22 protein-coding genes are annotated in these 21,649 nt (G+C 66.4%); 16 read left to right on the top strand and 6 right to left on the bottom strand.

The genetic code is table 11. The annotated features are described in order from the left end of the window. Window positions 1-74 precede the first annotated feature (74 nt). The 9 genes from AB0N05_RS37385 (at window position 75) to AB0N05_RS37345 (ending at window position 9,311) form a co-directional block, all read left to right on the top strand. Window positions 75-1,232 (top strand): ABC transporter substrate-binding protein, encoded by a 1,158-nt coding sequence (locus AB0N05_RS37385; RefSeq protein ID WP_364703493.1) that lies wholly within the window; start codon window positions 75-77, stop codon window positions 1,230-1,232. Between the two features lie 5 nt (window positions 1,233-1,237). Continuing rightward, window positions 1,238-3,073, top strand: coding sequence for an ABC transporter permease (locus AB0N05_RS37380; RefSeq protein ID WP_364703490.1), 1,836 nt, complete (start codon window positions 1,238-1,240; stop codon window positions 3,071-3,073). Further along, window positions 3,054-4,040: an ATP-binding cassette domain-containing protein gene (locus AB0N05_RS37375; protein ID WP_364703487.1), complete on the top strand. Its 987-nt coding sequence runs from the start codon at window positions 3,054-3,056 to the stop codon at window positions 4,038-4,040. Before AB0N05_RS37380 ends, AB0N05_RS37375 begins: the two co-directional genes overlap by 20 nt. Then, the gene (locus tag AB0N05_RS37370; protein ID WP_364703484.1) at window positions 4,027-4,791 is read left to right on the top strand and encodes an ABC transporter ATP-binding protein; all 765 of its coding nucleotides are present in this window, start codon (window positions 4,027-4,029) and stop codon (window positions 4,789-4,791) included. Before AB0N05_RS37375 ends, AB0N05_RS37370 begins: the two co-directional genes overlap by 14 nt. Before the next feature lie 70 nt (window positions 4,792-4,861). Then, on the top strand, window positions 4,862-5,863 hold the full coding sequence (locus tag AB0N05_RS37365; protein WP_364703481.1) for a putative FMN-dependent luciferase-like monooxygenase: 1,002 nt from the start codon (window positions 4,862-4,864) through the stop codon (window positions 5,861-5,863). A gap of 13 nt (window positions 5,864-5,876) precedes the next feature. Then, complete coding sequence (locus AB0N05_RS37360) at window positions 5,877-6,323, top strand: hypothetical protein (protein ID WP_364703478.1); 447 nt, start codon at window positions 5,877-5,879, stop codon at window positions 6,321-6,323. Further along, complete coding sequence (locus AB0N05_RS37355; RefSeq protein ID WP_364703475.1) at window positions 6,316-6,933, top strand: peroxidase-related enzyme; 618 nt, start codon at window positions 6,316-6,318, stop codon at window positions 6,931-6,933. Before AB0N05_RS37360 ends, AB0N05_RS37355 begins: the two co-directional genes overlap by 8 nt. A gap of 788 nt (window positions 6,934-7,721) precedes the next feature. Next, window positions 7,722-8,354 (top strand): TetR/AcrR family transcriptional regulator, encoded by a 633-nt coding sequence (locus AB0N05_RS37350; protein WP_364703472.1) that lies wholly within the window; start codon window positions 7,722-7,724, stop codon window positions 8,352-8,354. A 96-nt stretch (window positions 8,355-8,450) separates the two neighbouring features. Beyond that, complete coding sequence (locus AB0N05_RS37345; RefSeq protein WP_364703469.1) at window positions 8,451-9,311, top strand: alpha/beta fold hydrolase; 861 nt, start codon at window positions 8,451-8,453, stop codon at window positions 9,309-9,311. A 10-nt stretch (window positions 9,312-9,321) separates the two neighbouring features. Here the strand turns inward: AB0N05_RS37345 and AB0N05_RS37340 are convergent, their stop codons facing one another. Beyond that, complete coding sequence (locus AB0N05_RS37340) at window positions 9,322-11,385, bottom strand: prolyl oligopeptidase family serine peptidase (RefSeq protein ID WP_364703466.1); 2,064 nt, start codon at window positions 11,383-11,385, stop codon at window positions 9,322-9,324. A 177-nt stretch (window positions 11,386-11,562) separates the two neighbouring features. Here AB0N05_RS37340 and AB0N05_RS37335 point away from each other — a divergent pair, with 177 nt between their 5' ends. The 5 genes from AB0N05_RS37335 to AB0N05_RS37315 all read left to right on the top strand — a co-directional run bounded on the left by AB0N05_RS37335 (window position 11,563) and on the right by AB0N05_RS37315 (window position 14,960). After that, the gene (locus AB0N05_RS37335) at window positions 11,563-11,940 is read left to right on the top strand and encodes a VOC family protein (protein WP_364703464.1); all 378 of its coding nucleotides are present in this window, start codon (window positions 11,563-11,565) and stop codon (window positions 11,938-11,940) included. Between the two features lie 143 nt (window positions 11,941-12,083). Continuing rightward, the gene (locus AB0N05_RS37330; protein WP_364703461.1) at window positions 12,084-12,587 is read left to right on the top strand and encodes a lytic transglycosylase domain-containing protein; all 504 of its coding nucleotides are present in this window, start codon (window positions 12,084-12,086) and stop codon (window positions 12,585-12,587) included. A 112-nt stretch (window positions 12,588-12,699) separates the two neighbouring features. Continuing rightward, window positions 12,700-13,275: a dihydrofolate reductase family protein gene (locus tag AB0N05_RS37325; RefSeq protein ID WP_364703458.1), complete on the top strand. Its 576-nt coding sequence runs from the start codon at window positions 12,700-12,702 to the stop codon at window positions 13,273-13,275. Between the two features lie 16 nt (window positions 13,276-13,291). Then, a complete protein-coding gene (locus AB0N05_RS37320) occupies window positions 13,292-13,648 on the top strand; it encodes a YciI family protein (RefSeq protein WP_364703455.1) in 357 nt (118 codons plus the stop codon). Between the two features lie 10 nt (window positions 13,649-13,658). Continuing rightward, entirely contained in the window at window positions 13,659-14,960 is a 1,302-nt protein-coding gene (locus AB0N05_RS37315; RefSeq protein WP_364703452.1) for an RNA polymerase sigma factor, read from the top strand. Window positions 14,961-15,094: 134 nt separating this feature from the next. Here AB0N05_RS37315 and AB0N05_RS37310 read toward each other — a convergent pair whose 3' ends face one another. Further along, window positions 15,095-15,940 carry an SDR family oxidoreductase gene (locus tag AB0N05_RS37310; protein ID WP_364703449.1) on the bottom strand — a complete coding sequence of 282 codons (846 nt, stop codon included), beginning with the start codon at window positions 15,938-15,940 and terminating at the stop codon, window positions 15,095-15,097. A gap of 107 nt (window positions 15,941-16,047) precedes the next feature. On the opposite strand from AB0N05_RS37310, the gene AB0N05_RS37305 reads away from it, so the two are divergent. Continuing rightward, on the top strand, window positions 16,048-16,467 hold the full coding sequence (locus AB0N05_RS37305; protein ID WP_364703446.1) for a helix-turn-helix domain-containing protein: 420 nt from the start codon (window positions 16,048-16,050) through the stop codon (window positions 16,465-16,467). 156 nt (window positions 16,468-16,623) lie between these two features. Here the strand turns inward: AB0N05_RS37305 and lpdA are convergent, their stop codons facing one another. Together lpdA and AB0N05_RS37295 are read right to left on the bottom strand one after the other, a co-directional pair. Beyond that, window positions 16,624-18,027 (bottom strand): dihydrolipoyl dehydrogenase, encoded by a 1,404-nt coding sequence (lpdA, locus tag AB0N05_RS37300; RefSeq protein WP_364703443.1) that lies wholly within the window; start codon window positions 18,025-18,027, stop codon window positions 16,624-16,626. A gap of 202 nt (window positions 18,028-18,229) precedes the next feature. Next, complete coding sequence (locus tag AB0N05_RS37295; RefSeq protein WP_364703441.1) at window positions 18,230-19,255, bottom strand: membrane dipeptidase; 1,026 nt, start codon at window positions 19,253-19,255, stop codon at window positions 18,230-18,232. 253 nt (window positions 19,256-19,508) lie between these two features. On the opposite strand from AB0N05_RS37295, the gene AB0N05_RS37290 reads away from it, so the two are divergent. Continuing rightward, entirely contained in the window at window positions 19,509-20,213 is a 705-nt protein-coding gene (locus AB0N05_RS37290; protein ID WP_364703438.1) for a GNAT family N-acetyltransferase, read from the top strand. Here AB0N05_RS37290 and AB0N05_RS37285 read toward each other — a convergent pair. Further along, window positions 20,182-20,721, bottom strand: coding sequence for a carboxymuconolactone decarboxylase family protein (locus AB0N05_RS37285; protein ID WP_364703436.1), 540 nt, complete (start codon window positions 20,719-20,721; stop codon window positions 20,182-20,184). The genes AB0N05_RS37290 and AB0N05_RS37285 overlap by 32 nt on opposite strands. Before the next feature lie 83 nt (window positions 20,722-20,804). After that, a complete protein-coding gene (locus AB0N05_RS37280; protein ID WP_364703434.1) occupies window positions 20,805-21,638 on the bottom strand; it encodes a GntR family transcriptional regulator in 834 nt (277 codons plus the stop codon). Window positions 21,639-21,649 lie beyond the last annotated feature (11 nt).

The raw sequence follows: 21,649 nt of genomic DNA, 5'->3' as shown, positions 1-21,649 counted from the left end.
ACCGTCGATACCGTTGCGCCCACGGTCAGCGCTGCTGCGCCCGGCCGTGGCGTGGCGAGTTGCAGAGGAATCAGATGAGCGAGAAGTTGTCCCGGTCGCGTCGGCTGCGGTGGGTGGTGGGTGTCGCGTCGGCGGCCCTGGTGGCCGGGCTGGTGACGGCGTGCGGGGGGAGTACGAGCGGCAAGTCGGACACGGTGTATTTCGGGGTGTCCGGGCCGAAGTCGGGGAACTCGGCGGAGTACGGGCGGCTCTGGCAGCAGGGCTTCGACCTGGCCCTGGACGAAATCAATGCGGCCGGGGGGATCGACGGCAAGAAGGTCGAATTGAAGTGGGAGGATTCGCAATCCGACCCCAAGCAGACCGTGCCGATCGCCACCAAGTTCGTGGGAGACAACTCCATTATCGCGGAGCTCGGCGACTTCTCGTCCCCGGCGTCGATCGCGGCCTCGCCGGTGTACAACCGGGGCAAGCTGGTGCAGTACGGGTTCACCAATTCGGCGGTGGATTTCACCAAGGGCGGCGACTACTCGTGGAGTCCCTCGATCACCCTGGACGTGTACCAGGAGCGCAATGTCCAGTGGGTGTCGGCGAAGGCCAAGAAGGTTTCGGTGGTCTACCTCGAAACCGATTGGGGTAAACAGGCTTTCAAGTACTTCCAGCAGTACGCGAAGGAAAAGGGCATCGAGATCGCCTACGATTCGCCGATTCTGCCGGAATCGCAGGACTTCCGGCCGGTGCTGATCAAGGGGCGCGATGCGCACCCGGATGCCTTCGTGCACTTGGGTTATGGCCCGGACGGCGCGCTCATCGTGAAGCAGCTGCGCGATGTCGGGTTCGACGGCCAGTTCTTCGGCGGGCAGAACACACCGCAGTTCATCTCCCTCGCGGGCACGTCGGCCGAGGGCGACATCGTGAACGGCGTCTTCACCCCGGCCGATACCAGCAAGAAGGTGCAGGACTTCGTGACGAAGTTCCGGGCCAAGTTCGACACCGATCCGGGCGACTTCAATGTCTACGCCTATGACGCGTTGAACGTGCTGGTGAAGGCCGCCAAGCACGGTGGAGCCACCCGCGACGGCGTGCTGAAGGGCCTGCGTGAGGTCAAGGACTTCAGCGGTATCGGCCTGGGCGATTCGTTCGCCTTCGATCAGCAGACGCGGCGGCCGACCGGTGTGAAGCCGATCGAATTGGTGTTGCAGAACGGCAAATTCGTGCCGACCGGCAGTAAGTAACCGGGATGTTCGACACGCTCATCGCGGGTCTGGTGCACGGCAATGCGTATGCGCTCATTGCCGTCGGCATCACCCTGATCTTCGGGGTCAGCAATGTCATCAACTTCGCGCACGGGGCGATCTTCGCCTTCGGGTCGGTGCTCGGCTGGTGGTTGATCGCCGAGCACGGAGTGCCGCTGTGGGCGGCGCTGATCGCGGTCGTCGCCGTGACCGCGCTGGTCGGAGTGGGCATCGATGTGCTGGCGGTGCGGCCGCTACGCCGCGCCCCCGCGATTGCCGCGCTCCTGGCGACGGTGGCCGTGGGGCTGATCATCGAGAATGTGGTGGCCCTGGTGTTCGGGCCGGATACCCGGCCATTCCCACAGGTGCTGTCCACCAATAACTTCCGGGTCGGCGGGGTGCGTTTCGGCACCTCCGATGTGGTGATGTTCGTGATCACCCTGTCGGTCATGGCCGGGCTGTGGGCGTTCCTGCGGTTCAGCCGGTACGGGCTGGCGATCCGCGCCACCGCGCAGGACCCGGATGCCGCCGCGCAGATGGGGATCGGCGTGGGCCGGATCCAGTCGCTGGCCTTCGCCATCGCGTCCGGATTGGGCGGGCTGGCAGGCATTTTCGTCGGGCTCTACAACTCCAATATCTCGCCGACCAGCGGGAGCATTGTCGGCATGACCGGGTTCGTGGCGGCCACCGTCGGCGGGCTCGGATCGATTCCGGGCGCCGTGGTCGGCGGGTTCGTGCTCGGGCTGGTGGAGGCGTTCGGCATCTACTGGTTCGGGGACGGCTACCGGGATCTGATCACCTTCGGACTGCTGGTGGTGTTCCTGGTACTGCGGCCCGGCGGGCTCCTGGCCCGGCCGCCCGCCATCGAATCCGAACCGCTGACCGGGACCTTCCTCGGTGCGGGACGCGACCTGCGGGTGCGCTGGTGGCATGCGCTGATCGCGTTCGGTATTGCGGGGCTGGTGATTCCGTTGATCTCCGACGACTACGGGATATCGGTGGGCACGCAGATCGTGGCCTACGCGATCATCGCCGTCTCCATGACGCTGGTGGCCGGGTCGGCGGGGCAGCTTGCCATCGGGCAGGCCGGGCCTATCGCGATCGGCGCGTATACCTCTGCGGTGCTGACGGTTTCGCACGGCTGGGCGTTCCTGCCCGCAATCATCGCGGCGGGAATCGTTGCGGCCGTGGTGTCCTCGGTGCTGGCCGCGCCGCTGTGGCGGCTGGGCGGGCACTATGTCGCGATCGCCACCCTGGGCATCGGCATTGTGACCGTGGCGTTGATTCGCAATTGGGAGCCGGTGACGCGCGGCAGTTACGGCATCTTCGGGATTCCCGCGCCGTCCTTGTTCGGATTCGAATTCACCACGCACACACAGGTATTCCGGCTCGAACTGGTGGTGCTGGCGATCGTGCTTGCGGTGATCGTCGGCGTGCAGCGGTCGCGGCTGGGCACGGTGATTCGGTCCATCGGCGCGGATGAGGTCGCGGCGCGCTCGGCCGGGGTGCCGGTGCGCGATTACAAGGCCCTGGCCTTCGCCATTGCCGCGTTCTTCTCCGGCATCGGCGGGTCGCTGCTCGCGCACCAGTACTCGTATATCGATCCGACCGTATTCAATCTGCCGATGTCGCTGCTGGTCGTGACGATTCTGGTGGTCGGCGGCACCTCGTCGCCGTATGGCGCGGTGCTCGGCGCGGTCGTGCTGATCGGGGTGCCGGAGGCGCTGCGGCTCGCGCCGGAGCTGCGGATCGTGCTCTACGGGCTGGCGCTGCTGCTGGTGGTGCGGTTCCGGCCGCAGGGAATTCTGGTGAGGAGGGAACGTGTCGCGGTCACAGTCTGATCCGGTCCTGCAGGTGCGCGGATTGCGGCGTGCGTTCGGCGGCGTACAAGCCGTCGGCGGGGTCGACATCACCATCGCGCCGGGGGAATTCGTATCGATCATCGGGCCGAACGGGTCGGGGAAGTCGACGACGGTCAATCTCATCTCGGGCGTGCTGAAACCCGATGGCGGGGAAGTGCTGTTGCGGGGCAAGCGGATTCGCCCCGGACGGCCGGAGGCCGCGGCGGCCGCGGGCATTGCCCGCACCTTCCAGAACGGGCGGGTGTTCGGCAATATGACGGTCCGCGAGAACGTGGATGTCGGCCTGCACACCACCCTCCGGGCGTCGCGGCCATGGCAGGGCTTGGCCGGGCTGCCGGTCCTGCGCTGGGTTCCGCTGCTCGCGGAATTTGCACTGGCACTGGTCCCCACACGGGGCGTCCGTGCAGAGCGTCGTGAGACGACGGCCCGCATCGACGCACAACTGGCCCGCTTCGGTGAACGGCTCACACCGCGTGCGGAGAATTCCGCGTACACCCTCTCCTACGCAAACCGCCGCCGCACCGAGATCGCCCGCGCCTTGGCCCTGGAACCCGACCTGCTGCTGCTCGATGAACCCGCCGCCGGAATGAACCAGACCGAGACCGCCGAAATCGGCAGGCAGCTGGCGGAATTGAAGGCACAGGGGCAGACCGTCCTGCTCGTCGAGCACAAGATGGACTTGGTCCATGACCTCTCCGACCGGGTGCTGGTGCTGGACGAGGGCCGGGTCATCGCCGAGGGGACTCCCGATGAAGTACTCCGGGACCACCGCGTGATCGAGGCATACCTCGGCCGCAGCCGAGCCGGTCAGCGTGGCGAGGCCGGAACCGAGACAGGCGCGGGCGAGAACGTTGAGGCCCCTCCGACCGGAGCCGACGCGGCCCGGGACGAGGAAACAAGTGCCGAGCAGCCCGAAGGGAAGGTGACCGCCGATGTCGGGCACTGACCGCGCTGCCTTCGACGACACCGTCCCGCCAATCCTGGAATTCGACCGGGTCACAGTGCATTACGGCCACTCGCGGGCCTTGCACGAGGTGTCGCTGACGGTGCGGCCCGGGGAGATCGTGTCGCTGCTGGGCGGCAATGCCTCCGGGAAATCGACCACCATGAAGACGGCGCTCGGGCTGATCAAGCCGTCCTCCGGGGCGGTGCGGATCGACGGGGTGGACGTGAGTAAGACACCGGCGTCGGCGCGGATCGCGGCTGGGCTGGCGTCGGTGCCGGAGGCGCGACGGGTGTTTCCGGCCATGACGGTCGAGGAGAACCTCTTCGTCGGCGGGTACATCCGCAAGGAGCGGCGCGGGGTGCTGGTCGCCCGGGCCGCGGAAATGTTCGAGCATTTTCCGCGTCTGGCGGAGCGGCGGAAACAGCGGGCGGGCACCCTGTCCGGCGGTGAGCAGCAGATGCTCGCCTTCGCGCGGGCGCTCATGAGCAAGCCGCGGCTGATCTGCATGGATGAGCCGACCATGGGGTTGTCGCCGCTGTTCGTGGATCGGGTGCTGGATGAAATCGCCCGGCTCAATCAGGAATTGGGGCTCGCGATCCTCATTGTCGAGCAGCAGGCGGAGCTGGCATTGAGCATCGCGCACACCGCGAATGTGCTGCGCACCGGTGAGATCGTGCTGCACGGACCGGCGGGGGAGCTTGTCGACAATCCGGCGGTGCGGGACGCCTACTTGGGAAAGGCGGTCACATGAGCGGGTCAGGCGCGGAGGCGGGAGCCCGCGTAATCACGCAGCGCCCCCGGTCATGTGGGAAGGAAACAGCATGACCATTCGAAATCTCGGGTTCTTCACGCGGCTGGTGCGCACCGATGAGAGCGAGGACTCGGCCACCGTCTACCGGCAGGCCCTGGAACAGTTCGATCTCGCCGAGCGGCTCGGCTACGACACCGCCTGGGTGGCACAGCATCACCTGGATCCGGCGGAGGGCGGGTTGCCATCGCCGTTCGTTTTCCTGGCGCATGCGGCGGCCAGGAATCCGCGCATCCGATTCGGCACCGCGATTGTCACTCTGGCACTGGAGGATCCGGTGCGGGTCGCCGAGGATGCGGCCGTGCTGGACACGCTGAGCGGTGGCCGTCTCGAATTGGGTTTCGGCGCGGGCGGTTCCAGGCATGCCTTCGAATTGTTCGAGCTGGCCGATGCCGATCGGCAACAGCTGTACGCGGCCAAATTGGCGAAGGTCTCCGAGGCCCTGGCGGGTGCGCCACTGGTCGACGGCCGCGGGCTGAATCCGCCCGCGACCGGGCTGCGTAATCGGCTGTGGCAGGCCACCTTCTCGGCCTCGGGTGCACGGCGCGCGGGGTTGGCCGGTGATGGACTGTTGCTGTCGAAGGCGCAGCCGCGCGATCCCGCCGCCCCCGAGGCGACGCTGTGGGAGATCCAGCAGCCGCTGGTCGATGCCTACCTGGAGGCGCTGCCCCAAGAGGTGGCACCGCGAATCGGCGCTTCCCGAGGCGTTTTCGTGGCCGACGACCACGACCGAGCCCGCGCCGCGGCGGAACGGGGTGCCGTGCGCTTCCTGGAGCAGCTGCGCCGCAATGGCGGTCCCGACCTGGCGCACACCGTCGAGGAGGTGCTCCGCGACTGCTATATCGGCACCCCCGACGAGGTGGTCGAGCAGCTGTCCGCGGATACCGCGCTGCTGCGTTCCACCGACTTCATCGTGCAGGTGCACCCGGTCGATCCGGGTCACGAGGCCACGCTGCGCTCGATCGAACTCATTGCCACGAAGGTTGCGCCACAACTGGGTTGGCGCGACCGCTAGGGAAGGGAAGCACGTGACGGATGTGATCGACACGGTGCTCGGCGCGAATGCCGGTGCCGTGCAAGAGTTGCGCCGGTCTCGACCGGCGGTGGTGGAACACACGCAGGGTGTGTACGAGGCGCTGTTGAATGGGCCCGCCGCGGAATCGGTGGGCCGGGAACGGTTGATCGCGGCGGCGGTAGCTGTCGCGGAGCTGGCGGGCGCACCGGAGCTGGCGGCGCACTACGCGGGCCTGGGAACCGCACCGGCGGAAGGCGATCCGGTGCTGGCGGCCATTCTGCGGCATGCGGCCCGCGTGAGCACCGCGCCCGCGTCACTCACGCGGGACGATATCGACGCGCTGACCGCCGTCGGGCTGTCCGAGCGCGACATCGTGACGGTGGGTCAGCTCATCGGATTCGTGCATTACCAGGTCCGGCTGCTGGCCGGTCTCGCCCTGATCGGAGCCGAACATGAGTGACACCGCGGCGACCAGTGAGGTCCGCAGCGTCGAAATCGACCGTCGGCCACCGGGATTCACTCAGGAACACCTCGACTGGGTGCCATGGGTGGAGCCGATTCTGCTGGCCGAAGCCGATGCGGAACAGCGGCCGTTGCTGGAAGGCGATCGGGGCATCGGTCCGTATTTCCGCGTGCTTGCCCGAAATGCCGGGGTGCTCGCGCATCGCAGCGCCAATGACAAGGAGATCTTTTACGGCCGCGCCGGATTGGCCCGTGCCGAACGGGAACTCGCGGCCACCGTGACCTCACGCCACAATGGCTGCGAATATTGCGCCTCCGTGCATTCCCGTTTCACCACCGCCCTGTCCAAGCGCGGCGACGATGTGCAGCGTTTGCTGGACGAGGGAAACAGTGTCCGCATCGATGAAAGATGGGACGCCATAATCGATTTCGTCGACGCGTTGGCCGCCAATCCGCCGCGTGCCGACCGGTCGCATATTCGGCGGCTCCGGGAGCTGGGTTTCGAGGATGCCGAAATTCATGATCTCGTCCTGTCAGCGGCCTCGTTCTCCTGGGCGAATCGGCTCATGCTGACGCTCGGCGAGCCCGAGGTTCCTTCCTCGAAGTGACTTGCGGCGGCGTTTCGGCAACCGCAAGATGAGGGGTGCCCGCGGGTGCGGGCGTCCCGGTCACCGGGCTTCGGGGTTGCTCCCGAAGTTCGGAGAAACCGCAGGTAGGCCCCGGTCTAGCGGGCTATCGAAATAATTCTAGATTTTTCCTGGAAAAGCTTCCCTTGGCGGCTGGAGGCTGGGTATCGTCCCGATGGCAAACGGTCAGTGACAGCACTGACAGGCCTTGTTAGATCGGAGCACCACCATGACCAACCTCCTCTCGGATGTCCTCGTGCAGACCATCCTGAAGCTGTTGGCGACCGGCTCGGCGAGCGGTTCGGCCAAGTAGCCACGCGAGTGCCACCTTTCGGCTACTGCGCGGAAGCCGAGGAGGTGCCGCAGGACCCGATCTTTGACGAGGGGATCGGGTCCTTCTTCATATTCCGGGTCGAGTGACCCGACTTGCCCGGTATCGCGCTGGTCGGCATGCACGTCGCCGCGGCACGCGGAATAAATTCTAAAAATATCCTAGGAAAGTATTCCGTCCGGTTCTGGGTCTCTGTATCGTGTTGAACGGCAAACGATCAGTGATCTTCGGGTCAATGCGACATCGGGCCGCGAGTCTCCCCCCGGATCCGCGTTCCGATCCCGGGCGGTTCCCCTGCCTAATACCTGCCGTTCCCGGGTGCGTCGCGGCGTTTCGAATCACTGAGCCAACTTTCGGCTATCGCGCGGTATACCGAAGGTGCAAACGAAGGGCCCGATCCATGACGAGGGGATCGGGCCCTTCGGTATTGTCTGGCGCAATGTCTCAGGAAACGAACGCGGGAAGAATGTACGCCGGGCAGCCCGTAGAAGACCGGCAACGGCAGCGTCGTGCGCGTTTTCTGGAGTCCGGGCTGACGGTGTTCGCGCGCGACGGATACGCAAACAGTTCCGTCGGCGCCATCTGTAAGGACGCCGGTCTCTCCTCACGCCAGTTCTATGAGGAGTTCACCGGGCGCGAATCGCTGCTGCTCGAGCTCTACGAAACCATCGACCGCGAATCACGGGAAGCCGTGGCGGCCACCATCGCCGAGCAAACCGACGCCAGCGCGATCGACATCATCGATGCGGCCGTCCGCGCCTACATCGAGTCGATCGGACGTGATCCGCGCAAGGCGCGCGTCGCACTCGTCGAGGTGGTCGGGGCCGGGCCGAAGGTCGAGAAGTTCCGCCTCGAACTACGCCGTGCCTGGGGCGCCCTGCTCGCCAGCGCCGCCGAGGATGCCGCCATGCACGGCGAAATCCCGCCCGGCGACTACGAGATGCGCGTCCTGGCCATTATCGGCGCGGTCAATTACGTGGTCGACGCCTGGAGCGGCTCGGAACCCCGCCAACCCCTGGATGACGTGATCCGCGTCCTCCGCCGCATCATCATGGGCGCTGTCAGCGCTTAACCCCCCCCGACCCCAACCGCCGTCGGCCACACCGAATCTCGAATTCGGTGCCGCGCCGACGGCGGTCCTGTTCGTGCAGGCGGTAGCGTCGGCGCCATGGAGACTGTGCCGATTCAAATGCCGGACGGGACGACGGTGCCGGTGCGGTTGATTCCGGCGAAAGGGACGCATCGGCATTCGATTACGGCCGATGCGCCACGGCCGGTGGTGGTGATCGCGCCGGGGCTCGGGGTACCGGGGGAGTTCTATTCGCTCTTCGGGGAGCCCTTGGCGGCACGCGGATTCGATGTCGCGCTGCTGGAGATGCGCGGAAACGGCAGCAGCAAGCCGAAACCCAGCGCCTCCAGCACCTACGGGTATCAGGAACTGGTGTCGGTGGATTTCCCGGCCATGTTCGAAGTGGTGCGGGAACGGTTTCCGGAGAGCACGCCATATCTGCTGGGGCACAGCATGGGCGGGCAATTGGGGGTCATGTACGCCTCGCGGATCCGGGGGCGGCTCGGCGGGCTGATCCTGATCGCCTCGGGGACGCCGTATCACCGGGGATATCGGGGGCTGGCCGCGCCGGGTTTCCTGCTCGGCAGCGCCGCGGTCTCGCTCACCGCGAGCCTGGCCGGATTCTGGCCGGGGGACAAGATCACGGCGGGCGGCTTCGGACGGCAGTCGAAGGTGCTCATCGCCGATTGGGCCAGACTGGCGCGCAGCGGGCGATTCGAACCTGCCGGTGCGGATATCGATTACGAGGAGCGGATCGCGCGGCTGAAGCTGCCGGTCCTGTCCATCACCATGACCGGCGACGACCTGACACCGCCGACCTCCGCGCGGCATCTGCTGGACAAGCTGCCCAATGCCGAGATCAGCACCTGGCACAATCCGGCTCCATTGGGGCACAACGGATGGATCAGCGATCCCGAGAGCACCGTCGACCAGGTCGAGAAGTGGCTGCGGGACCGCTGATCCGAACGCGTCAGGGGCGCTTGCGATCCTCGATGAGCATCTGGGTGAAGAACTCGTAGATCAGCGTGGCCTGGAACGCGGACTGCTTATTGTCCGCCGCACCGCCATGACCGCCCTCGATATTCTCGTGGTACCAGATCGGATGGCCCTGGGATTCCAAGAGCGCGGCCATCTTCCGGGCGTGACCGGGGTGCACGCGGTCGTCCCGGGTGGAGGTGGTCAGCAGGATTGGCGGGTAATCCGCTGTCGCGCTGGTGTTCTGGTACGGGGAGTACTTCGAGAGGTACTCCCACTCCTCCGGCTTGTCCGGGTCACCGTATTCGGCGATCCAGGACGCGCCCGCCAGCAGCAGGTGATAGCGCTTCATATCCAGCAGCGGCACCTGGCACACGATGGCCCCGAACAACTCCGGGTATCGGGTGAGCATGACACCCATGAGCAGGCCGCCATTGCTGCCGCCGACCGCACCCAGCTGCTCATGCGTGGTGATGCCGCGCGCCACCAGATCGCGGGCGATCGAGGAGAAGTCCTCATACACCTTGTGGCGGTTGGCCTTCTGCGCGGCCGTATGCCACTGCGGCCCGTATTCGCCGCCACCGCGAATATTGGTCATCACCCAGGTGCCACCCCGTTCCAGCCAGCCCATGCCGGAGGCGCCGCTGTAGGCGGGTGTACGGGACACCTCGAAACCGCCGTAGCCGGACATGATGGCCGGGGCGGGCGCACCCTTGGTATCGCGGTGGCGGATCACGAAATACGGGACCATGGTGCCGTCATCGGAGCGGGCGAAGAATTGCTCGGTCTCCACGCCCGCGGCATCGAAGAACTCCGGCTCGCGCTTGAGCACCTCGGTGGGGCCGCCCACCGAACTCGACAGCAGCGTGGTGGGGCTGGTGAAACCGCTTGTGGAGAGCATGAATTCATCGCCGCCCTCGAGCGGGTCGAGGTTCATGACGCTGGTGGTGGCCATGGGCGGCGCATCGGCGAGATCCTCGCGCGCCCAGCCGTCCGGGCCCTGGGTGAGCACGTGCAGTTTGGTCTGCACATCCTGCAGGGTGATCAGGATCAGATGGTTCTCGGTCCAGCCGTAACCGTGCAGCGCGGTGTGCTCGTCGGGGGTGAACAGCACCTCGAAATCGCGTGACCCGGCGAGGAATTCATTGAAGTCGATGGCCAGCAGGCCGCCCGCCGGATACGTCTTCCCGGCGACTTCCCACGGCGTCTTGAGCCGCACCAGCAGGCAATCCTTGTACCAGGATTCGGAGGCGTCGGTGGGCACCTCGATATGGCGGAGCGCACCGTCCTCCTCGAGGAGGTACACCTCCTCATTGAAGAAGTCGGTGGCTCGGCCGATGAAATGCCGTTCATAGCCGGGGGTTCGGTCGTATCCGGCCGAGACCGCGACATCGCCCGCCTCGCCCTCGAATACGGTCTGCGCGTCGGTCAGCGGCGTTCCGCGCTTCCAGCGCTTGGCGATTCGCGGATAGCCGGAATCGGTGAGCGAGCCGTCGCCGAAATCGGTTCCCACATAGACGGTGTCGATATCGATCCAGCGGATCTCCGACTTCGCCTCCGGCAGATGGAAGCCGCCGTCCTCCGGCGCGATGAATGTCTGTGTGGTGATATCGAATTCGCGCACCACCTTGGCGTCCGCACCGCCGCGCGAGAGGCTGATCAGCGCCCGGGACTGCTCCGGTCGTAGCACCGCGGCCCCGCCCCACACCCAGTTCTCGCCCTCGGTCTCGGCGAGCGCGTCCAGGTCTATGAGTACTTCCCAGGCCGGTTCGTCCTTGGCGTATTCGGTGAAGGTGGTGCGCCGCCACAGGCCCTTCGCGTGATCGCCGTCGCGCCAGAAGTTGTACAGCCACTGCCCGCGCCGCCCCGGGTAGGCGATGCGGGTATCGGTGTCGAGCATGGCCAGAATGCGCGACTCCAGGCCGGTGAACCGGTCCGACGACGCGAACCGGTCCATCACCACCTTGTTGTGCGCCCGCGCCCAATCCAGGGCGCTCTCACTGGTGACCTCTTCGAGCCACAGGTAGGGATCCGTCACGCTCTCTCCAACACCGGTCATGCCCCACATTGTTGCCGAACCGGTGCCGGGCTTTCAGCCGAGTCGGACCGCCACCCCGGTACGCCGCGCATCGAGCACCGGTTCATTCGGTGACGTGCGTCATAGTGCAGGCCGCGTCGAGGTTTTGTACAAAGTATGGCGTACAACGTACGGAGTTTTCGGCATGCAGGAGGAACTATGAAGATCACCGGTTGCGCGCTCTCGCTGAATGTGGTTGATCCCGGGGCTTCGGCGAAATTCTTGGTCGAGCACTTCGGGTTTGCCGAGGAGATGTCGGCGGACGGGTTCGTATCGCTGAGTCGGGCGGATGCCGGGCTCAATGTCATTTATCTGCGGACCGGGCTGTCGACCTTCAAGCCGGAGCGGATCGCGGGGCACGCCGGGCAGGGGACGCTCGTGGTGTTCGTGGTCGAGGACATCGACGCGGAGTATGAGCGGGTGCGCGGCGAGGGGGTGGAGATCGTGACGCCGATCGAGACCGAGCCCTGGGGGGAGCGGTACTTCCAGACGGTTGACCCCAATGGCATCGTCATTCAGCTCGTGCAGTGGGTCTGAGCGGGCGAGAAAGGCCCTGATCAGCACGGACGGCTGACCGGCGGGTCGCGAGAAAGTCTACGACTCGCCGTGTCACTGCCGGGCCCGCGAATGTGAAATGTCGTATGGTCCGTTTCCGTTGACACCATTCGCTCCACATAGTCGTGAAAGCGTTCGCATTGCTGATGGGCGCGCTCGTGCCGGTGGCAATCGGCTGCGCCGCCCCTACCGCGCAGGCAGCACCCCCTCCGATCGATCAAGCGATCCTGGCGGAGCTGTCCGGGGCCTTGCCCGAGGTATACGCGAGCCTGTCCTCCGGGCTCTCGTCGAGCGTCGTCGTCGGCCTGGCCCACGTGCTGGAGCCCCGGTTCTCCTACCCGGCCCCGGCGCTGAAGACCGTGGCGCTCACCATCGTTCCGCTCGATCAGTTCGGGGCGTTCGACGAGATCATCACCCGGGAAAGCGGGTGGCGGGTCTTCGCCGTCAACCCGACCTCCGGCGCATACGGTCTGGCTCAAGCCCTGCCCGCCGAGAAGATGTTCACCGAGGGCCCGGACTGGCTGTTCAATCCGATCACCCAGTTGCGCTGGGCCTACCGCTACATGGTCCAGCGCTACGGCAGCCCCGCCGCGGCCTGGGATTTCTGGCAAGCCCACCACTGGTACTGACCCGATCCGACGGTCCCGGAAGAAACTTTCGCCGACCGTGTCGATTCCGCGCACTCCCGTTCGAGGCATACAGGTAGGGCCGAAACGCGGCCCGCCGAACGGGAGACGCGCAATGCGAAAAGTAGTAGCTATAGAGAACATGACCCTGGATGGGTACGTCGACTCGCAGACCGGCATCGGTTTCGAGTGGACATACCGGGCATACAGCCCCGAGGTGAACGACTTCGGCAATCAGCACGTCCGAGCCGACGTGGACACCGCCGTCTACGGCCGCCGGACCTTCGAGGGCATGCGGGACTACTGGTCGACGGTGCCCGCCAATCCGGAGGCGACGCCCGCGGAACGCGCCCACGCCGAATGGGTCACGGGCGTCGACAAACTCGTCTTCTCGACGACCTTGGACACCCCCGGCTGGGAGAACACGCGCATCATCGCCGCCGACGCCGCGGCTCAGATTCAGGCACTCAAAGCGAAAGAGGGCGGCACACTGGCCATCTACGCCAGCCCGAAACTGGTGCACTGGTTCATCGACACCGGCCTGATCGACGAATTCCGAATCATCGTGCACCCGGTCACGATCGGCTCCGGCACGCCGCTGTTCCCCGACAAGTCCAAGCTCGACCTGGACCTGCTCGAATCGAAATCGTTCGACTGGGGTGCCGTCTACCTCCGCTACCGCCTTGCCTGAGAAGGAGAATCCGAACATGCGACACATGGTGCTGATCCGCCTCGACCCCGCGACCGTGCCCGACAGCGGGCCCGACGAGCAGCTGATGGCCGAGATGAACACGCTCATAGAGGAAATGACCAAGGCGGGCGTGCTGCTCGACACCAATGGCTTGCGACCGGTCGAGGAGGGCACCCGCATCCGGCAGACCGGCGGCGTGCAGACCGTCCTCGACGGGCCGTTCACCGAATCCAAGGAGTTCATCGGCGGATACTGCCTGCTACAGACTCGATCGTCGGAGGAGGCGGTGGAATGGGCATCGCGATTCCTGCGGGTGCACGGCCCGGAATGGGATATCGAGGTCGAGGTCCGGCAACTCGCGGTGGAGGACTGAGCGGAATCCGATGAGTGAGCAGCCGCCCGGGGAGCGGGCGCGGCGGGCGGTGGTGGCGGCCTGGCGGATCGAGTGGCCTCGGCTGGTCGCCGGGCTGACCCGCCTGGTCGGCGATATCGGCACGGCCGAGGAGCTCGCCCAGGACGCCCACGTCGCGGCCCTGGAGCAGTGGCCGCGCGACGGCGTACCGCCCAACCCCGGCGGCTGGCTCATGCTCACCGCGAAACACCGTGCCATAGACCGAATTCGGCGCGATGCCGCCTTCGCCCGCAAGCTCCCGCTGCTCGGGCATCAACTGCTCACCGCGGAAGAGCCCGCACCGCAGCCGGACTCCGGCATCGAGGACGATCTCTTGCGGATGATCTTCACCGCCTGCCATCCGGTGCTGTCGCCACCGGCCCGCGCGGCCTTGACGCTGCGCATGGTCGGCGGCTTGACCACCACAGAGATCGCCCGCGCCTACCTGGTGCCGGAACCGACTGTGGCGCAACGCATCGTCCGCGCCAAACGCACCATTGCCACCAAGCGGATCCCCTACGAGGTACCGCGGGGCGAGGAGCTGGCCGCCCGCCTGACGTCGGTCCTTGAGGTCATCTACCTGATCTTCAACGAGGGCTACACCGCCACCGCGGGCGACCGCTGGGCCCGCACCGAATTATGCGAGGACGCACTGCGATTGGCGCGCATCCTCACCGCCCTCCTCCCCGAGGAACCGGAAACCCACGGCCTCGCCGCCCTGCTCGAACTCCAAGCCTCCCGCCTGACCGCCCGCAGCAACCCCGCCAACACCCTGGTCCTCCTGGCAGACCAAGACCGCTCCCGCTGGAACCGCCTCTACATCCGCCGCGGCTTCGCCGCCCTGGCCCGTGCCCACACCGCCAGCCGCATCCACGACCTGCCGACCGGCCGCTACGCCCTCCAAGCGGCGATCGCCGCCGTACACGCCATGGCCCCCACCGCCCCCGAAACCGACTGGCGACGCATAGCAGGCCTGTACGCCGTTCTCTCCGAACGCTTCCCGTCCCCGATCGTGGAATTGAACCGAGCCGTAGCAGTCACCATGCTGCACGGCCCGGCCGCTGGCCTCGAACTCACCGATGCCGTAGCCGCCACCGGCACCCTCGACGACTATCACCTACTGCACGCCGTCCGAGGCGACCTGCTCGCCCGACTGGCCCGCCACGTCGAAGCGCGCGACGAATTCCTCCGAGCCGCAAAGCTGACCACCAACGCAAGCGAGAAAGCACTACTTCACGCCCGCGCTCGCGAATGCGACAACACCGCAACAGAATCCAGCCCGCGTGAAGGTTGATCCGGTGCCAGAGACGAGCAGCGCCCTAGAGCGCTCGGACGGCGCGAATCAAGATCAGGGAGCTGTCAGCGCGCTCTCACGCCCGAATTCCCGCCACCACAGCTCCCTGATCTTGAACGAGACGCCTGGGGTGATCAGTTGAGGGCTGCGCGGAAGACTTCGACGGCGGGGGTGGCGGGGCGGCCGAGGAGTTTTTCGAGGTCGCCGGAGTCGACGTCGAGGATGCCTTCGGCGATGCCCGCGTCGGCGTCGGCTAGGACGGCGGCGTAATTGGCGTCGAGGCCAGCGTTTTCGAGGGCGGCGGCGTAGTCGGCCTGGGGGACGTCCTGGTAGCGGACCGGCTTGCCTGCGGCGTCCGAGATCGCTTGGGCCAGTTCGACGTAGGTGAGGCGGTCGCCGCCGAGTTCGTAGACCTGTCCGGCGTGGCCGTCGGTGGTGAGGACCTTGGCGGCGGCTTCGGCGTAGTCGGCGCGGGCGGCACCGGCCACGCGGCCTTCGCGGGCGGAGCCGTACTTGACCCCGGCTTCGACGGTGTGGGCGAGGCCGTTGGTGTAGTTCTCCCAGTACCAGCTATTGCGCAGGCGCACGTTCGGGACGGTGGCTGCATCGAGCACGGCTTCGGTGCCGATGTGCTCCTGGGCCAGGATGAGCGGGTTGCGCTCGGCGTTCGGGATGCTCGCGTAGGCCAGCAGTTCCACCCCGGCGCGCTCGGCGGCGCGAATCACATTGGTGTGCTGGGCTACTCGCTTGCCGAATTCATTGCCCGAGATCAGCAGCACCCGGTCGACGCCCTCGAGGGCGCGATCCAGGGCGGCCGGATCGTCGTAGCTCGCCTGCCGGACGTCCACTCCGCGCTCGGCCAGATCGGCCACCTTGGCGGGATCGCGGACGATGGCGACCGGCTGGACGCCCTCCCGCAGCAGCGACTCGACGACGAGACGACCCAGCTGACCACTTGCTCCGGTGACCGCGACGGTCATGACTACCTCCAGGTTGGGGAATGAACTGCTCTATCGGACTGTACTTACTAATAGTAAGCACAGACTATTCCGCACTACAACCCACAGCGTTAGGTAACCTCGATCCCATGAGCACGCGGCCCGATCCCGGTCCCGGCCAGGACTCCGCCCAGGCCTTCGCGACCGACCCCACCCTCGAAGCCGACGTCTTCGCCCGGAACTGCTCCTCCCGCCCGGTGCTACAGGACGTCGCGAGCCGCTGGGGCGTCCTCGCCCTGGCCGCCCTGCGCGAGGGCCCCTTCCGCTTCAGCGCCCTCCGCCGCCGAGTGGACGGCATCAGCGAACGCATGCTCTCGCAAACCCTGCAAACCCTCGAACGCGACGGCATGGTCCACCGCGAGGTCCAGCAATCCATCCCCCCGCACGTCGAATACACCCTCACCGACCTGGGCGAAAAAGTCGCCGACCAGCTCATGGGCCTGATCGAAATCCTGGAATCCAATATCCAATCGATCGTCGCCGCCCAGGACGCCTACCACCGCGACTGATCCCCCGGGACCGTAAACGAGTGTCCATTGGTGCTGGGCTCTTCCCGCACGATGCCTGCACCGATGAACACTCGATGGTGGGTACGAAAACGGCCCGGCGCCAAGCGTTTCCGCTGGGGCCGGGCCGGTCTCGGGATTTGGCTGCAAGTTGTCCGATCAGAAGTTGATCATGTGGCCGGCGAGGCCGTGGATGGCTTCCTGCAGGGCCTCCGACAGGGTCGGGTGGGTGTGGACATTGCGGGCCAGTTCGTTGACCGTGAGGTCCCACTTCTGGGCCAGGGTCAGCTCGGGGAGCAGTTCGGAGACGTCGGGGCCGATGAGGTGGCCGCCGAGGAGTTCGCCGTACTTGGTGTCGGAGATGAGCTTCACGAAACCGGTCGGATCGCCGAGGCCGTGCGCCTTGCCATTGGCCTGGAACGGGAAGCTGGCGACCTTGACGTCGTAGCCCTCGTCGCGGGCCTGCTGCTCGGTGAGGCCGAAGCTGGCGACCTGCGGCTGGCAGAAGGTGGCGCGCGGCATCATCCGGTAGTCGTCGATCGGCAGGGTTTCCGCGCCGCCGATGGTCTCCGCGGCGACGACGCCCTGCGCCTCCGCGACGTGCGCGAGCTGGAGCTTCGCGGTGACGTCACCGATGGCGTAGATATGGGGGACGTTGGTGCGCATGACATTGTCGATCGCGATCGCGCCGCGGTCGGTCAGCTGCACGCCGGTGTTCTCCAGGCCGTAGCCGTCGATACGCGGGGCGAAGCCGACGGCCTGCAACACCTTGTCGACGGTGACCGTCTCGATATTGCCGGTCTTGTTGTCCTTGATCGCGACGGTGACCTTGGAGCCGTCGTCGTCGATGGACTGCACGGCCGCACCGGTGGAGATGGTGATGCCGAGCTTCTTGTACGCCTTGGTGATCTCCTTGGAGATGTCGGCGTCCTCGTTCGGCAGCGCGCGATCCAAGAATTCGACGATGCGGACGTCGACGCCGTAATTCTTGAGGACGTAACCGAACTCCATGCCGATCGCGCCCGCGCCGACGATGAGGATCGAACCCGGCAGGTCGCGGGTCATGATCTGCTCTTCGTAGGTGACCACATTCGCCGACAGCGACGTGCCCGGCAGCAGCTTGGTGACGGTGCCGGTCGCGATGATCGCATTGTCGAACGTGATGGTCTCGCTGCCACCCTTGGTCAGCGCGACCGAGAGGGTGTTCGCGTCGACGAACGAGCCGAGGCCGTCGAACTCGTCGATCTTGTTCTTCTTCATCAGGAAGTGGACGCCCTTGACCCGGCCGTCCGCGACCTTACGGCTGCGATCGAAGGCCGCACCGAAATCGAAGCTGGCCTCCCCGCTGATGCCGAAGGTCTTGGCCTCCTTGGTGAAGATATGGGCCAGTTCGGCATTTCGCAGCAGTGCCTTGGAGGGGATGCAGCCTACGTTCAGGCACACGCCACCCCAGTATTTCTGCTCGACAATTGCTGTTCGCAGGCCGAGTTGAGCGGCACGGATCGCGGCGACGTAACCGCCGGGACCAGCGCCGAGAACGACGACATCGTAGTGGGAAGTCACGCCTGCGAGCCTAACCCTGTCGCCCCGATCGCACGCATCCATCCCCCTGGTCGGTGAGACCGCGGACACTCGGCGCGGCGATCACGACCCGCCGGGACGAGCACGAATGCCGAGATCACGCTTGTCCGGTTTCAAAACGGCTGATCAGGCCGTCGCGGACGGTGAAGCGCCACGCGGTCGAGATCGGGCAGCGGGACCGAGTTCAGCGCCAGACCTTCCGCGCCAGCCGGGCGAAGTTGCCGCCGAATATGGCGGCCCGGTCGGCGGCGGTGAAGCCGCGGTCCGCCAGCACCTCGTGCAATCCCGGTACGTCGGATTCGCCGAGCAGGTCCTCCGGCGGCGTCCATTGCAGCGGGCCCCAGCGGGTGAAGTCCTCGGAGAAGGCCTGCGGGTTCTCGGCGACCTCCTCATTGAACTGGTCGCCGTCGAAGGAGAAGTCCGAGCTGACGCCGATGTGGTCGATGCCGACCAGTTCCACGCCGTAGGCAATGTGATCCGCCATGGCCGCGACCCGCTCCGCGCGCTCGGCGGGCCGATTGCGGCCCAGGAAGATTCCGACGCCATTGATGCCGATCACCCCGCCGGTGGCGGCGCAGGCGCAGGCCTGCTCATCGGTGATATTGCGCGGATGTTCCCACAGCGCCGCGAAATTCGAGTGGCTGTAGATCATCGGAGCGCTGCTGATCTCGGCGATGTCGAGGCCGGTGCGCGGGGAGCAGTGTGAGCCGTCGGCGAACATGCCGACCTGGTTCAGCGTGCGGACGAGGTCGCGGCCGTAGGCGGTGAGGCCGGTGTCCTCGGTATCGAGGCAGCCGCACCCGGCGGCATTCGCGTAGTTGTAGGTCGGCAGCAATGACCGGACACCCAGGTCGTAGAACACCTGGACATTGTCGAGATCGCCCTCCAGCGGGCCGGAATCCTCGAGGTCGAAGGCGAGCGCGATGGTCGCGTCCGAATCCGATCGATCCGAATCCTCCTGCGCCGCATCGGGCCAGGCGTCATCGATCGTGTCGACGATACGGAACCGCCCGTCCGCCAACGCATCCCGCCGGAACTGATCCACCATTTCGAGGGAATCCCGCAGGGAGTGCAGCGAATACCCCACGTTCACCGACAGATACGAGCCGAGCGGATACCGCGCCAAATCGGTGATGTCCGCGGACGGCAGCAGCGGCAGGCAGCAGTGCTGCTCCCACAGCCGGGGCCGTTCCGGGCGTTGGTGCGGCAATCCGGGACCTCCTGAGGCGGATCTGCTCGAACCAGCAATCCTACCGATGGGAAACCGGACAAAGCGTCCCACACCCAGTTAGGCCCGTAACACCGCGCAGGGTTCACATTCTTCGGTTCGGCACCCCTCGCGGGCGTTCGGCGAGGGGTGCGTGCCGAACGGTAGGGGTGTGAACCCGTGCTGGGTTCACGATCTGAAATGGGAGCTGGGAATAGCGGTGCGGGGGTGGGGGTGTGCAGGCAGAATTCCAGCTATGCCGCGCTCGACATCGGCGATCGTTGCCGCTGAGTTTTTTGCCCGGGGGGTGCAGCCGGTGCTGCCGGTGGGGGATGGGCTGGTGTTGCGGGCTTGGCTGCGGCGGGACGGGCCGGAGGTATTCGCGGCGTTTCAGGATCCGGCGATTCAGCGATGGCATGCGCGGACGGCGGAATCGGTGGAGGAGGCGGGGGATTGGGTGGATACCTGGGCCAAGGCCTGGGATGGGGGTGTGGACGCCCATTGGGCGGTGGCGGACAGTCGATCGGGGCGGATCGCGGGGCGAGTCGCATTGCGGCACATGGATTTACATGAGGGATTGGCGGGGGTCGCCTATTGGGTGGTGCCCTCGGCTCGGGGGCGCGGGATCGCGCCGCGGGCGGTACGGGCCTTGAGTGCGTGGGCGTTCGAGGTGGCCGGATTCCATCGGCTGGAATTGCAGCATTCGGTGCACAATTCGCCGTCCTGCCGGGTGGCGTCGAAGTCCGGGTTCGCGCTGGAGGGCGTCAACCGGAGTTCGGCATTACACGAGGACGGGTGGCATGACATGCATATGCACGCGCGGGTGCGAGGGGATTGGCCGGGAGAAGCGGCGGAGGCCGAATCGCTTCGGGACAACGGGAATTCGCGGGCCGCGACCGAGGAGATGCCTTCGATCGCGGCGGTGCGGGTCAGTGGTCGGTTTGGATCCGCAGGGCGGTGATGGTGCTGGCGAGGCCCTCGTACTGGTTTGTCAGCAGCACGATTTCGATGAGATGCCGCTCGTCGTAGTGCGCTGAGAGGGTCTGCCAGGCGGTGTCGTCGAGATCGCGGGTGGCGACCAGCTGGTCCACGGCGGTCAGGAGCGCACGCTCCTTGTCGGACCATCCCGGCGCGTCGGGCCCGGCCTTCAGGCGTTCGAGGATCTCCTGCGTCACGCCCGCCCGCTTACCCAGCCGAATGTGATGGTCCATCTCGTAGTCACAAGCCCGCAGGTGAGCCACCCGCAGAATCACCAGCTCGGACTCGTACCGCCGCAGGCTCCCCCCGGGCATGAGCTTGCCGGAGAAGTGCAGCCACCCCCGGAACAAACCCTTGGTCCGTCCCAGCGTGCTGAACAAATGCGCGTCATCGGTCCCCGCCGCGCGAGAAAGCACCTGCCAGACAACCCAGTTGACCGGTCCGAGCTCCCGGAGTCGCCCGGGTGCGATACGTGGCTGCGTCGACACCATGGCCTCACGCTAACAGCCCACGCCAACCCCCAACCAGCACCGATTACGCCAACCCTTGCCCCCGTCCGCCCGAAAGCTCGGCCTTACTCCCGGACGGCCCGGGCGAGTTTGGTGAGTTCCAGGGCGCGGCGGGCCCGGGTGAGGACGTGGGCTCGGGAGCTGGTGAGGTGAGCGAGGAGGGTGCGGAGGGCGGAATCCAGGTCTCCGGCCAGGACGTGTTCGGCGATGGCTATGTGGTCGTCGGTCATGGCGGCTATGCGTTCGGGAGTGGGCATGTCGAGGGCGCGGACGGGACGGACTCGGGCGTGCACCGTGGTGAGGGCGTCGGCGAGGGCCGTATTGCCCGCTGCCACGAGGATTCTGGTGTGGAACTGCTCGTCGGCCGCTATGAGGGCAGCTCCGGGCTCCGGCGGGTTGGCTCGCAGGTGACGCCAGGTGTCGAGTTCCTGTTCGATGGCGGCGGTGTCGTGGCCATGACCGCTCGATATGGTCCGCCCTGACGCGGCCGAGCCGGTGGATCGCGCTGTGCCGGTGGTTGTTCCGCTGGTGATCGGTGTGCTTCCAGCCCCGTTGGCGGTGAGGCGTGTCGGTTCGAGGGGCTCGGCGACGGCAGACGGAGTATGCAGCAGCCGCTGGATTCCCCTGGCTTCCAGCACGATTCGGAGTTCGTACAGGTCGCCGAGTTCGTCCACTCGGGGCCGGTACGGGTAGAAGCCGTCGGGCTGGCGTTCCAGCAGGCCGTCGGCGTAGAGGCGGGCCAGGGCCTCGCGGACTGGAGTGCGGGAGACGCCGTACGTTTCGGCGAGGCGTTCCTCACCGAGTCGTTCGGTCGGCACCAGCGTCCCCGCCGCGAGATCCCGTTGCAATGCTCGATAGACCCGCTCGGACAATGGAATACGCCCCCTGCGCGCGTTCACGGGTCGTCCGA

The sequence above is a fragment of the Nocardia sp. NPDC051030 genome (assembly GCF_040683015.1).
Taxonomy (GTDB): Bacteria; Actinomycetota; Actinomycetes; order Mycobacteriales; family Mycobacteriaceae; genus Nocardia.
This window is presented reverse-complemented; position numbering and strand designations above follow the sequence as displayed.